Origin of the sequence: Flavobacterium bizetiae (assembly GCF_024271895.1) — a bacterium.
In the GTDB taxonomy this organism is placed as follows: Bacteria; Bacteroidota; Bacteroidia; order Flavobacteriales; family Flavobacteriaceae; genus Flavobacterium; species Flavobacterium bizetiae.
Genome location: NZ_CP091861.1, coordinates 5,123,839 through 5,137,788, shown reverse-complemented (window position 1 = coordinate 5,137,788; position 13,950 = coordinate 5,123,839). Strand labels below are relative to the sequence as shown.

Annotated in this window: 11 protein-coding genes; 2 read left to right on the top strand and 9 right to left on the bottom strand. The window is 35.8% G+C overall.

The genetic code is table 11. The features are described 5' to 3' along the window. Window positions 1-142: 142 nt before the first annotated feature. From L0669_RS21090 to L0669_RS21075, 4 genes are all read right to left on the bottom strand, one after another. The gene (locus L0669_RS21090; protein ID WP_263759839.1) at window positions 143-1,162 is read right to left on the bottom strand and encodes a M28 family peptidase; all 1,020 of its coding nucleotides are present in this window, start codon (window positions 1,160-1,162) and stop codon (window positions 143-145) included. 6 nt (window positions 1,163-1,168) lie between these two features. Beyond that, a complete protein-coding gene (locus L0669_RS21085) occupies window positions 1,169-2,137 on the bottom strand; it encodes a DUF3667 domain-containing protein (protein ID WP_263759838.1) in 969 nt (322 codons plus the stop codon). A gap of 243 nt (window positions 2,138-2,380) precedes the next feature. After that, window positions 2,381-3,154: a dienelactone hydrolase family protein gene (locus L0669_RS21080; protein WP_263759837.1), complete on the bottom strand. Its 774-nt coding sequence runs from the start codon at window positions 3,152-3,154 to the stop codon at window positions 2,381-2,383. A gap of 124 nt (window positions 3,155-3,278) precedes the next feature. After that, entirely contained in the window at window positions 3,279-3,731 is a 453-nt protein-coding gene (locus L0669_RS21075) for an Lrp/AsnC family transcriptional regulator (protein WP_173971841.1), read from the bottom strand. A gap of 410 nt (window positions 3,732-4,141) precedes the next feature. On the opposite strand from L0669_RS21075, the gene rocD reads away from it, so the two are divergent. Together rocD and L0669_RS21065 are read left to right on the top strand one after the other, a co-directional pair. Continuing rightward, window positions 4,142-5,395, top strand: coding sequence for an ornithine--oxo-acid transaminase (rocD, locus tag L0669_RS21070; RefSeq protein ID WP_263759836.1), 1,254 nt, complete (start codon window positions 4,142-4,144; stop codon window positions 5,393-5,395). A gap of 242 nt (window positions 5,396-5,637) precedes the next feature. Next, window positions 5,638-6,099 carry a DUF1810 domain-containing protein gene (locus L0669_RS21065; protein WP_263759835.1) on the top strand — a complete coding sequence of 154 codons (462 nt, stop codon included), beginning with the start codon at window positions 5,638-5,640 and terminating at the stop codon, window positions 6,097-6,099. 457 nt (window positions 6,100-6,556) lie between these two features. Here L0669_RS21065 and L0669_RS21060 read toward each other — a convergent pair whose 3' ends face one another. The 5 genes from L0669_RS21060 to L0669_RS21040 all read right to left on the bottom strand — a co-directional run bounded on the left by L0669_RS21060 (window position 6,557) and on the right by L0669_RS21040 (window position 13,948). Continuing rightward, window positions 6,557-8,503 carry a family 2A encapsulin nanocompartment cargo protein cysteine desulfurase gene (locus L0669_RS21060; protein ID WP_263759834.1) on the bottom strand — a complete coding sequence of 649 codons (1,947 nt, stop codon included), beginning with the start codon at window positions 8,501-8,503 and terminating at the stop codon, window positions 6,557-6,559. Continuing rightward, window positions 8,487-9,407: a family 2A encapsulin nanocompartment shell protein gene (locus tag L0669_RS21055; RefSeq protein ID WP_173968703.1), complete on the bottom strand. Its 921-nt coding sequence runs from the start codon at window positions 9,405-9,407 to the stop codon at window positions 8,487-8,489. Before L0669_RS21055 ends, L0669_RS21060 begins: the two co-directional genes overlap by 17 nt. 170 nt (window positions 9,408-9,577) lie before the next feature. Then, the gene (cysK, locus tag L0669_RS21050; protein WP_263759833.1) at window positions 9,578-10,498 is read right to left on the bottom strand and encodes a cysteine synthase A; all 921 of its coding nucleotides are present in this window, start codon (window positions 10,496-10,498) and stop codon (window positions 9,578-9,580) included. A gap of 873 nt (window positions 10,499-11,371) precedes the next feature. Next, window positions 11,372-12,196, bottom strand: a complete 825-nt coding sequence (epsC, locus tag L0669_RS21045; protein ID WP_263759832.1) for a serine O-acetyltransferase EpsC — start codon at window positions 12,194-12,196, stop codon at window positions 11,372-11,374. A gap of 333 nt (window positions 12,197-12,529) precedes the next feature. Next, window positions 12,530-13,948, bottom strand: a complete 1,419-nt coding sequence (locus tag L0669_RS21040; RefSeq protein WP_263759831.1) for an APC family permease — start codon at window positions 13,946-13,948, stop codon at window positions 12,530-12,532. Window positions 13,949-13,950 lie beyond the last annotated feature (2 nt).

Genomic DNA, 13,950 nt, shown 5'->3' with positions numbered 1-13,950 from the left:
GAAACCTTGGGCTATGTTTAAAATATGATAAGATTGCGGTTGTAGATTTTAGTCGATAAAGAAAAACTTAGAACCTAAAAACCTCAGAGTCTCAGCTCTTTAAAAAAAAACTTTGAACCTTTGTCCCTCTGAACCTTTGCAACTACTTTTTATCAACTACCGGTCTGTTCTCTCTATTAGCTAAATCCCAGGCGATTGAAAAAGCAAGTTTTGTTCTTTTGGTTAAAGCATCATACTCAATTTTTTCTGGTTCGTCGCCTTTTTGGTGGTAATCTTCGTGAACTCCGTTAAAGAAGAATACTGAAGGAATACCGTGTTTTGCAAAGTTATAATGATCAGAACGCTCGTAAAAATGATTTGGATCTTTAGGATCATTAAACTTGAAATCTAAATCTATTTTGGTGTATTTCTCATTTTGTGCTACTACAATATTGTGCAAATCACTTGATAATCTGTCAGCTCCAATTACATAAACATAATTATTTGTTTTAGCATGCTCTACATCGCGACGACCAATCATGTCGATATTAATATCGGCAATAGTGTTAGCAATAGGAAACAATGGATTCTCAGAATAATAACGAGAACCGTGTAAACCATGTTCTTCGCCTGTTACGTGTAAAAATAATATAGAACGTTTTGGTCCGTGTCCTTGTTTTTTGGCTTTTGCAAAAGCTTTAGCCATCTCTATAACCGCTACAGTTCCTGATCCGTCATCATCGGCACCATTATAAATTTCGCCATTTTTGATCCCTACGTGATCGTAATGAGCAGAAATCACTAAAACTTCATCCGGTTTTTCAGAACCCTCGATATAAGCCCAGATATTCTCTGAATCCGGTAAGTTTTCGTTGCGTCTTGCATTTAAGAAAGCAGCAGGAATATGCTGGTAATAATCTGTTGCTCCTTTAGGAAACAAAATTCCGCTTTTCTTGTATTGTTCGATCATATACAGACCCGCTTTTTTCTGTCCTTTAGATCCCGTTTCACGACCTTCCATTTCATCAGAAGCGATCACGTATAACATTGTTTTCAGATTTTTTTCGCTAATCGCTTTTATATATTTGCTTGGATCCGAATTGTCTTTTGATGCAACCGACTGTGCGTTTTTACATGAAAAGGCCGTAGTACCAATTAGTAACAGAATTATAATTTTTTTCATTTGATATTAGTGTAAATTGATGAATGTGAAAAGAATGTATAGACAAAGTAAAAATATAATAAAAAGTGAGTTTATTATAAATAATAAGATACTTTTCACAAAAGAAACTATTCTTGATTCGCCATAAAAACGATGATGCGCAGGATAAAAGTAATATAACATCCAGATTGTTCCAACAAAAGTTATAATTCCTGAAACATAAGACAAAGGACTGTTTTCTCCAAAGAGACCAAAAAATCGGTCTGAAATAAACATGATAAGAAAAATGAGCAATAGGAAAGAAAAATAATGGAGTGTGAAAATTCCGTGATCAAAATAATACCATTTTTTTTTGCTGTGGAAAAGCCACAAGAAAAAGGCAAAAAATGGCATAATAATAAATAGAATTTTAGGAAGATTGTGAAAGAAGGATTCTATGAATTTTTCATAAATCTCTTTTTTTGTATATTTTTCAGTGACATGTATTGCTTTTTCAGAAAACCAATAACTAGAGGCATTCAGCTTTTCGTTTTCTTTTCCATATTTCTGAATAGAATCAATTTCTTTCATGGTTTTAAAATGGAAATACCTCTTGTCTTTTTTCTTATTTACAATTGCATCATTCTTAGAGATTTCTTCATTTATGGCTTTTTCACTTTTAACAATTTTATCGTTTACATTGGATGGAAAAAGGGTAATCAGTAAAAAAGTGATAAAACTGATGAAAATATAAAGACGTACCGGTGCTAAATAGGACAATCGTTTTCCCGAAAGATATTCTTTGGTTAAAGACGAAGGTTTAAACAAAAGATTTTTAATGGTACGCCAAAATGCATTTTCGTAATGCGTTAAATCTTCAAAGAAATGAATAAATAAGTGATGAAATGTTTTTCGGGAATCGGTGTTTTCTTGCCCGCAGTTTGGGCAAAATTTTTGTTCTACTACGTGCCTGCAATTCAGGCATGTTTTGTCTTTTCTAATCGGACTGTGTGACATTGGGTATAAATTACTTTGGTTTGATTTTGGTTGTTATTTTTGACCCACGGGTGAGGCGTGTTTAAATGGTTTATGCTGATTTTTTGCCCACGGATGTTACGGGTTAAACAGGTTTAGGCTGTTTTTTTTTCTAATCCCGCTAGCTATCGGTATTCACAAATAAACACGAATTAGCACGAATTAATTTTATAAATCTGTGTAAACCCGTTTAATCAGTGTAATCCGTGTGCCATCAATACAGTATTACTTTTTTAATACTTCGTTCAGGAAAAGCTTTAAATGTTCAAATGATCTTTTTGCTGCAACCGCATTATACGCTGCACCTTTTGAGTTATCGTTTCCGGCTTCAGGATTGGTGAAAGAGTGAACAGCATTTGCATAATAAATCATTTGCCAATCGGCTTTTGAGTCACGCATTTCTTGCTGAAAAGCAGTAATTTCTTCTTTAGATTCAAACGGATCATCGGCACCATGACAAACTAAAACTTTTGTCGTAATAGGCGTAACAGGACGAGTTGCATCTTTGCCTAAACCTCCGTGAAACGAAACTACACCTTTTAGATTCAAATGTCCGCGGGCAGCTTCAAGAACTCCGGTTCCTCCAAAACAATATCCGATAGCTACAATATTATCAGCATTGGCACCAGATTTAATCAATTCCTGTAACGCTGCATCGATACGTTTTTGGTAAATTTCGTAGTTCTTTTTGTAATATCCGGCTTGTTTTCCGGCTTCGGCAGTGTTGGTAGGGTAGTTTCCTTCGCCGTAAATATCAGCGATGAAAACATTATAACCTAGTTTCGATAAATTTTCTGCAATATCTTTAGAGGCTTTGTCGATTCCTAACCAGGCCGGTAAAAGTAAAATTCCCGGATTTTGACTGCTTTTTTTGGCAGATTTAACAAATAATCCGTTTAATGCCTGAGAACCATCTTTATACTTTACTGGTTTTAATTGTGCATTTATAGTGTTAGAAAACAATATAGTAGCAAATAATAGAAGGGCCGAATTTTTCATAGTGGTACAATTTTAAACAAATATCAGAAATAATATGTTACAAAAAAACCTCGAAATGTATTTCTTCCGAGGTTTCTGTATGTTGATTTATAAGAGGAGCACTATTAGCTGAAATGCATTTATTTTACAGCGAAATATTACGCTTAAAAGCGCATCCCAATTCGATAATAGAATCGGTTTTGGCAATACCCGGAATGCTGTCGATTTTTTCGTAAAGAATTCTTCGCATGTGTTCGTGGTTGGTTGCAATAATCTTGATGTAAAGTGTGAAAGAACCCGTTACATAATAACATTCGGTAATTTCAGGAATATCTTTTAATGCTTCGATAATTCGATCTGAATCCGAATCTTTATTTAAGGTAATTCCGGTGAAAGAAGCCCAGTCATAACCAATTTTCTTTTCCTGAATAATGGGTTTTATACCGCTAATAACACCTTGCTCGATCATGCGATTAATACGCTGATGCACCATCGTGTTTGATATTTTTAAATTAGCAGCAATAGCAGAAAACGCCATTCGGCCATCTTTTTCTAATTCTTTAATGATGCTAATATCAAATTCGTCTAATATATCCATTATTTTAAATTGAGTTATTGTGTGTGTTATTCTTAACTATTGAATTGTATGTAGTCCCTAACGGGACAAAATTCTATTCGGAATTGTTTGTTTTCTACCAATATTTAATCTCTACGAGATTATTCCGTTAGGAATAAAATATTGGTAGAAAAAATAGCATCCCATTGAAAATGTCCCGTTAGGGACTACACTACATTACTTCAAATAGCAATATTTTCGAATTCATAAAAGTAATTATTTTTTTCAATAAACAAGACAAAACTCTTTGTAAAGACAAGTCTATTTGATTTTTTTAATGTTTAAAAATGTGATTTTTGACTTTGTAATTAGGTTTTTAAAGTCAAAATTGTAATTTTAGCACCTTGAAATGAATAAAATTTAATACTTTTGCACTTTAAAAGAAATAAATCATGATACAAACTGATAAATCACTTTCGTCAAAATCAGAAGTTTTGATAGAAAAAGAAAATAAATACGGAGCTCATAATTACCATCCACTTCCGGTGGTGTTAGAAAGAGGAGAAGGTGTATACGTTTGGGATGTTGATGGAAAAAAATATTATGATTTTTTATCGGCTTATTCTGCGGTAAATCAAGGGCATTGCCATCCAAAAATTGTGAAAGCAATGGTGGATCAGGCTCAAAAACTGACTTTGACTTCGCGTGCTTTTTACAACGATAAATTAGGAGATTACGAAGAGTTTGTAACAAAGTATTTTGGTTTCGATAAAGTTTTACCCATGAATACAGGGGCAGAAGCGGTTGAAACGGCTTTGAAGCTTTGTAGAAAATGGGCTTATGAAGTAAAAGGTATTCCGGAGAACCAGGCTCAGGTTATTGTTTGCGAAAATAACTTTCACGGTCGAACTACAACTATTATTTCATTTTCTAATGATGAAGGCGCACGCAAAAACTTTGGACCTTTTACAGAAGGATTTATAAAAATTGAATATGATAATCTTGAGGCTCTTGAAAAAGCGCTTGAATCATCAAAAAATATAGCAGGATTTTTGGTTGAACCAATTCAGGGCGAAGCAGGAGTTTATGTACCATCTGAGGGATATTTAGCGAAAGCAAAAGCATTGTGCGAAAAACATAATGTTCTTTTTATTGCAGATGAAGTTCAGACCGGAATTGCACGTACCGGAAAATTATTAGCGGTACATCACGAAAATGTTCAGCCTGATATCTTGATTTTAGGTAAAGCAATTTCTGGTGGAGTTTACCCGGTTTCGGCTGTTTTAGCCAATGACGAAATCATGAATGTTATCAGACCTGGTCAACACGGATCGACTTTTGGCGGAAATCCTGTTGCTGCAGCTGTTGCCATTGCGGCACTTGAAGTAATTAAAGAAGAAAATCTGGCTGAAAATGCAGAACGTTTAGGAATCATTTTAAGAAAAGGTCTAAACGAGATTGCAGAAAGAAACAACCTAATTACTTTAGTTCGTGGAAAAGGTTTACTAAATGCCATTGTAATCAATTGTGGGGAAGATTCAGATCTTGCCTGGGAAATTTGCCTAAAATTTAGAGATAACGGATTATTAGCAAAACCAACACACGGAAATAAAATTAGATTAGCTCCGCCATTGGTGATGACCGAAACTCAAATTCAGGAATGTCTTGAAATTATCGAGAAATCACTAAATGAGTTTAGAGACTAACAAACTTAGGTTAATTATAAAAAAAAGTTGCAAGATCATTCTTGCAACTTTTTTGTTTTTATAGCAATACCTCAAATTATATAATAAACGACATTAATTGTATAATTTTTTTAGACGAGTTGATAAGTAGTTTTGAATGTCTTTAAAAATGAAATTAAAAACGAATCTTAAAAGAGGTTTTTTAGTTTTAAAATAAAGGAACAAACGGCTTTATTAATTTTTATAAAAATAATTCTACTATAATGGGGTATTCAAATACTGATCTTACGCGTTTTTTAGATGCACAGAATAAACTTTATCTAACTGCCTTTTCTGAAATGAAGAAAGGAAAGAAAGAAAGCCATTGGATGTGGTTTGTTTTTCCGCAAATAAAAGGATTGGGAACAAGTAATATCTCAAAGTTTTACGCTATTTCTGATCTTACAGAAGCCAAAGATTTTCTTGATCATCCTATTTTAGCCAAACATCTTATAGAGATTTCGGAACTGTTATTGACTTTTAAAAGAAAATCAATCGAGTCTATTTTAGGAGATTTAGATGCTCGTAAATTATGTTCGTCAATGACGCTTTTTTCTCAGGTCGAAGGGGCTCATCCTGTTTTTCAGGAGATAATCGATACTTTTTTCTTAGGGTATTTAGATCCGCTTACTTTGTCCAGAACATCTTCAGATGTAATGTCGCCAGCTGTTGAAGCATTATCATAAATTTTTCAATTTCTACATAAAGAACCATTCCGTATTTCACGGAATGGTTCTTTGTTTATAGAATGTTTTAAATCTGTATCTTTTTTTGCCACAGATTAGATGATTAGAATGGATTTTTTTCGCCACGAATTGCATGAATTTCTCGAATTTTTTTTTTTGCCACAGATTAGAATGATTAAAGGGATTTTATAATCTGCTCAATCTGCTGAATCTGCGAGAAACTTTTTTTGCCACAGATTAGAATGATTAAAATGATTTTTTTTCGCCACGAATTACACGAATTTCTCGAATTATTTTAAATCGGCTTCAATCTGTAAAATCTGCGTGAAACCTTCAATACAAATTCAAATTAAAAAATAAAAAAGCGACTGTTCCAGGAACAATCGCTTTTGGTTATAACTACTTAAAATATCAAAAAAAGTAATTATTTTTTTAAGAAGATGTACAAGACATTTCTCTATAGTATTTTAAAATCTAACTTTTTAAGCTCCCACAAAGTTTTGATGAAAGTATCGACATCTTGTGTAGTATTATAAAAAGCCAAAGACGGACGAACCGTAGTTTCAACTCCCATTCTTCTCAAAATAGGCTGCGCACAATGATGTCCGGTTCTTACTGCAACACCTTCTTTATTTAAAGCCTGACCAACCTGATCGTTGGTATAACCTTGTAAATTGAAGGAAAGCACACTTGCTTTATTCGCTGCAGTTCCTATCAGTCGAACACCCGGAATTTCCTTTAATAACTTTGTCGCATAATCCAGTAATTGATGTTCGTATTGTCCGATTGCATCAATACCCAATTTTGTAACATAATCTATCGCAGCTCCAAGACCAATGGCATCAGCAATGTTTCCGGTTCCAGCTTCAAAACGATTCGGTGCTTTGTGGTATTTTATTTCTTCAAAAGTTACATCCTGAATCATGTTTCCGCCAGCTTGGTACGGTTCCATTTCGTTGAGTAAATCTTCTTTTCCGTATAAAGCGCCAATTCCGGTTGGACCAAAAAGTTTATGTCCGGAAAATACCAGCCAATCCGGATTCAAATCCTGAACGTCAACTTTCATGTGCGAAACCGATTGTGCTCCGTCAATTAAAACTTTTGCACCAACAGCATGTGCCATTTTTACAATTTCTTTGGCTGGAGTTACGGTTCCTAATGCATTAGAAACTTGCGTAAAAGCAACCAAACGTGTTTTCGAATTCAGAAGTTTCGAATATTCGTCTAACAAAATTTGTCCGTCATCGTCAACAGGAATTACACGAAGTTTCAATCCTTTTTTATCTGCCAAACGTTTCCACGGAACAATATTCGCATGATGTTCCAGATTACTCACAATGATTTCGTCTCCGGCAACTAAATTATGATCGCCCCAGCTTTGAGCCACCAAATTGATCCCTTCTGTAGCACCGCGAACAAATACAATTTCGTTGATCGAAGAAGCATTCAAAAAAGTTTTTACTTTTTCGCGAGCCGCTTCGTAAGCATCAGATGCACGAGCTGCCAATTCATGCGCTGCACGGTGAATATTCGAATTCTCGTGTTCGTAGAAATAAGCAATACGATCAATAACCGATTGTGGTTTTTGTGTCGTAGCCGCATTATCAAACCAAACTAAAGGTTTGCCATTTACAGTTTCTCTTAAAATAGGAAAATCTTTTTTAATAAGATTAGCATCAAAACGAGAACCTGAAATATTACCAAAATCTGGCTTTTCAAAAGTATTTCCAACAACTAAATTGCTGTTTCTCTGATCAAAAGCAAACGGATTTTGATCCAGAAAATAATACGAATTGATATTTTCATTTCCGTTTAACGGAAAATCTAAACGTTTTGTAAATTGAGTATCAACAAATTTTAATGCCGCATTTAATTCCGTTTCAAAAGAAGAACTTTCGGTTTGAAAAGGCAGATAATCATTGTTTAAAAGCAATTTCGAGAAAAAGCTTTCTTCGTTAGATTGTGCCGTTCCGCCATTCTTAAAATTGGCATCGTTAAAACCCGTTTGCGGATTGTTGACATTGACATTATTTCCGTGTGGAATTCCCGATGGAGAAACCCCACTTTGAGGATCAAATCCTGCTCCGGCATTAGGATATAAAGCCGAAGCTCCTGAACCATAATTGGCAACAGTGGGTGACGCTCCAAAACCGCTAAATGCAGGCGCACCAGAAGGTGGCGTTGCTATATCCTGTAATGGGAGAGGTGTCGCGCTGTGACCGCTTAAGTTTCCGGCACTCAACAATGTTTCTGCAATTTTTGTAGCACGCGGATGTTCATTTCGATCAGGACTTAACGAAATTTCCTTAGGAAACTCATTAGGTAATGTATTGAACAATTCGTTCGCCAAAAGCTGCAAATCATCAATGTTAGGTAAACCGTCGTTGTTAATATTTATACTCATGGTACTTTCCTATTTCTACATCTTCAAGAACCGCAATGGCATCGTCTACTAAAATTGCCAAAGAGCAATAAAGAGATACCAAATATGATGCAATGGCTTTTTCGTTGATTCCCATAAAACGAACAGATAATCCTGGTGATTGCTCGCCTTGTAATCCTGGCTGAATTAGCCCAATAACACCCTGACGGCTTTCACCCGTGCGCAATAAGATGATTTTCGATTTTCCGTTTACGATTGGTAATTTATCAGATGGAATAAGCGGAATTCCTCTCCAGGTTAAAAACTGAGAACCAAATAAAGAAGTTGTAGGAGGCGGAACACCTCGACGTGTACATTCGCGGCCAAAAGCAGCAATTGCCAAAGGATGCAACAAGAAAAATCCCGGTTCTTTCCAAACTTTTGTCAATAATTCGTCTAAATCGTCCGGAGTTGGTGCGCCCGTTCTGGTTTTAATAATTTGCGATTTTGCAACGTTGCTTAACAAACCATAATCTTTATTATTGATTAATTCACTTTCCTGACGTTCTTTGATTGTTTCAATTGCCAGACGAAGTTGCTCAGAAATCTGATTGTATGGTTTGCTGTACAGGTCTGAAACCCTTGTGTGTACATCTACAATAGTTTGAACCGCTGCCAGATTGTATTCTCTTGGATTATCGATATAATCAACAAAAGTGTTGGGTAAAACCCTTTCGTCGCGCGCAGAACAATCGACTTCGATATGGCTTCCGTCTTTTACTTTATTCAAACGAAATACTCCAGATTCTACTGGTGTCCAATGCAAAAGATGCGTTAGCCAACGTGGTGAAATTGTTCCAATTTGAGGGACTGTACGTGTTGCAATTGCTAATTGTCTTGCTGCAACATCTCCTAATGCTGTCTGTTGTTGTTTTGATTCAGCCATGGCTTAATAGTTTAATGGTTATCTTATTTTTGGAACAGTATTTTAAGAATTTTTACCTTCAAAAAATGCTGTTTTGTTGTATAAGTAAATTTATGTTAAAAATTAAATGATACGAAATAAATGTTGTTTAATTTAATATGAAATAATGCGTAAATTGTTGAATTATAATGTTATGAAAGCGGATCGAACAACTCATCTACCGAAAGATATCGTTCACCCGTATCGTAATTAAAAGTCAATACAACCGCATCTTTTGGAATTTTATGAATCTCTTTTGAAATCGCTGCCAAAGACGCTCCTGTCGAAATTCCTGCAAAAATTCCCTCATCCTTTGGTAATCTTTTAGCAAAATAAAAAGCGTCTTCTTTTTCTACCGGAATTACCACATCGACATAATCCCGATTAAAAACTTCCGGAATAAACCCGGCGCCAATTCCCTGAATAGGATGTGGGGCAGGAGAACCTCCGCTTAAAACCGGCGATAAAGCAGGTTCAACGGCATACGTTTTAAGATTAGGGAAATGCTGTTTCAAAATTTTCGAAACTCCCGTAATATGTCCGCCCGTTCCAACTCCAGTGATGAGGTAATCAATACCTTCCGGGAAATCCTGTAGAATTTCCTGAGCCGTTGTTTTCTCATGAATCTCAACATTTGCAGGATTGGTAAACTGAAAAGGCAAAAACGAATTTGGAGTCGATAAGGCCAATTCCTTTGCTTTTTCTACCGCGCCCGAAGTTCCTTTTTCTCTAGGCGTTAAAACAAATTCGGCACCATAAGCGTTCATGATTTTGCGTCTTTCGATACTCATAGATTCCGGCATAACCAGAATCACTTTGTATCCCTTTACGGCAGCAACCAACGAAAGTCCAATTCCGGTATTTCCCGAAGTAGGTTCAATTATAATCGAATCAGGATTCAAAAGCCCTTTTTTCTCCGCATCTTCAATCATTGCCAATGCAATCCTGTCTTTGATACTCGCCCCCGGATTCGACTTTTCAATCTTAATCCAAACCTGATGTTCCGGAAAAATCTTGTTGAGTTTTACGTGAGGTGTATTTCCTATGGTTTCTAGTATATTTTGATATTTCATGATGCTTTGTTTTTTAAACCATATAAGTAATGTAAGTTCATTTTAGTTTTAGATCCGTTGTGTTTTTTTAATATAGAGACATTCCGATTTTCTATTTTTTTTCAGGAGCTAATCCCGCTATACGCTCCAATCTTTTGTGCCGAACACCGGCACAAAAGGATTTCCTCTTCTATCGGGGCTAGGACATTCATTTTCATAACAATATTATCCTCACTTTTGTCATCCTGACGAAGGAAGGATCACACTAGAAACTCCACAATCTAAATCGCCAATCTTTGTCGAGCTACTAACGGAGATCTCTCGTTCCTCGAGATGACAAACTATGCGGTCAGCACTTTGACAAAGTATTATCCTCATTTTTGTCATCCTGACGAAGGAAGGATCACACTAGAAACTCCACAATCTAAATCGCCAATCTTTGTCGAGATACTAATGAAGATCTCTCGTCCCTCGAGATGACAAACTGTACGTCACTACTTTGTCAAAGTTTCGAACTTTGACAAAGTTTTACGCCCAACGATTATCCTCATTTTTGTCATCCTGACGAAGGAAGGATCACACGAGAAACTCCACAATCTAAATCGCCAATCTTTGTCGAGCTACTAGTGAAGATCTCTCGTTCCTCGAGATGACAAACTATGCGGCGAACACTTTGACAAAGTATTATCCTCATTTTTGTCATCCTGACGAAGGAAGGATCACACTAGAAACTCCACAATCTAAATCGCCAATCTTTGTCGAGCTACTAACGCAGATCTCTCGTCCCTCGAGATGACAAACTGTACTTTAGTACTTTGTCAAAGTTTCGAACTTTGAGAAAGTTGTCATAACCTTTTATATGTCCTTATATCCCTTACATGGTTCAAAAAAAATCTAAATCGAATAAAATATAGGCTCCGGAAACGGATTATTATCCTTCACCTTTATTTCGTTTTTATGATACACCACAGAATTTGACGGAACACTATAAGTCAGCCAGACATTTCCTCCAATGATAGAATCTCTCCCAACAACCGTGTGACCTCCTAAAATGGTACTATTCGAATAAATAATAACATTGTTCTCAATCGTAGGATGGCGTTTTATAAAAGCCTCTTCTTTTTTTACACTCAAAGCGCCCAATGTAACACCCTGATAAATTTGCACATTATCGCCAATAATAGTCGTTTCACCAATCACAATTCCGGTTCCGTGATCGATGGCAAAATCGTTGCCTATTTGCGCGCCGGGATGAATTTCAATACTCGTTTTAATATGCGCATATTCAGAAAACGTTCTTGCCAGAAGTTTCAATTCCTGATTCCAAATTTGATGCGAAAATCGGTAAACGGCTATTGCAAAAAATCCGGGATAGGCGTACAAAACTTCTTCTATAGATTTGGCTGCAGGATCTTTGGCAAAAATCGTTTCGGCATCGTTTAATGTTTTTTTGTACAGATTAGGCAATGCTTCAAAAAAAAGTTTAGTTTCCTCAAAACTGTCGTCTTTCCTCAAGGAATAGTCGATTACGATTTCATTAAATTGCTTTTCTAAAACTTCAAATTTGTTTTTGATAATGGATAAATCTCCAAAACGTTTTGAAGTATTCGAAAATAAAACAGAGAATAAATCCTCAATAAATTGATGAATTACCTTTTTTTGAGGAAGGATCAATAAACTCTGATGGTTGTTTGCTATTTCTTGATAAAATGAATTCATAATGGTTTGTTTTTAGGTTGGTAACTAACATTGTTATGAAAAATCAACTAATCTGAATTTGGGCTTTAAAACATTTAAAAGCGACTCGTCAAATAATATTAAACACATTAGGAGTGCGCAAGGTTTTTTTTTACTGGGTTGAAATAATCTCGCAAAGGCGCAAGGACGCAAAGTTTATAGTATTGATGACTTCTGCATCTTAGCGAAATTAATTTTAAAATAAGAACATAAAACTTAAAAAACTTTGCTCCCGAAGCCTCGGGACTGCGTCTTTGAGAGATTAAAATATTACAACTTTAAAAAAAAATGCCAAATGGTTTAAATTGCTGTTTCTTATGGCTTTGAAAATTTATCTCTAATATAAAAAACGGGTATTCCGATACCTGCGATGATTAATCCCGGCCAGGTATAAGTCGGTTTATAAATGATTAATAAAATACAAAATGCTGATCCTAAAAGGATATAAATAGCGGGTAAAAACGGATATCCAAAAGCTTTATAAGGTCTTTCGTGGTCCGGTTTTTTACTTCGCAAGACAAAAATTCCGGCAATCGTGATGACATAAAACAATACAACAACAAAAGAAATCATGTCTAGTAGATTTCCATATCGGCCGCTTAAACTCAAAATAACCGCCATAAAAAACTGAATCCAAAGTGCATTTGCAGGAACAGAATGTTTATTTAAAATGGCTGTTTTCTTGAAGAACAAACCGTCTTTTGCCATACTTTGATACACTCTCGCGCCGGATAAAATCATTCCGTTGGCACAACCGAAAGAAGCGATCAAAATCATTAACGCAATAATCGAAGTTCCGCTTGAGCCAAAAATAGCCTGAGCAGCAGCAATACCCACTCGGTCTTTTTCTGGTGTTCCAATAGCTTCAACGGGTAAAACTGCGGTAAACATTACATTCAAAGAAATATAAATCAGAGTTACAACGGCAGTTCCTAAAAGCAAACTCAATCCAATATTTCGTTTTGGATTTTTAATTTCATCCGAAACAAAAGTCACATTATTCCAGGCATCGTAACTAATTACGGTTCCTACTAAAGCCGAAGCAATGGCGCCCCAAAAAGCAGGCGTATTGGTATATTGCAAAAACGAACCATCCGGATTTAATTTTTGCAAATGAAAAGGATTTGTCCAGTTGGCCTGCCACACTTCGGGTTTAAAAAAGATAAACCCGAATACAATAAGAATTAGTAAGCTTATTAATTTGGTTCCGGTAAAAAACTTCTGAATTACTTTTCCGAGTTTTACCCCTTTGGTATTGATATAGGTTAAAATAAATAGCAAAACAATCGAGGAAAGTTGCGCCGGAGAAACGGTAAAAGATTCTCCAATTTTGAATGCGACCAAATCTTCGCTGAATAGCGGAAAAAAATATGCCAGAAATTTAAAGAACGATACACAAACCGCTGCAATGGTGCCAGTCTGAATCACGGTAAACAAACTCCAGCCGTAAACAAATGCCACAAGCGGATTGTAAGCTTCTTTTAAATATACATATTGCCCTCCTGATTTTGGGAACATTCCGCTTAATTCGCCATAACTCACCGCTGCAGTTAAAGTCATGAATCCGCCAATTAACCACACTAAAATTAGCCAACCTGCCGATCCCACATTACGCGTAACATCGGCACTCACAATAAAAATTCCAGAACCAATCATTCCGCTGGCGACCAATAAGGCAGCATCGGCAAGACCGAGTTCTCTTTTGTATTCTTGTTTTTTTTCTATTTCTGACATTC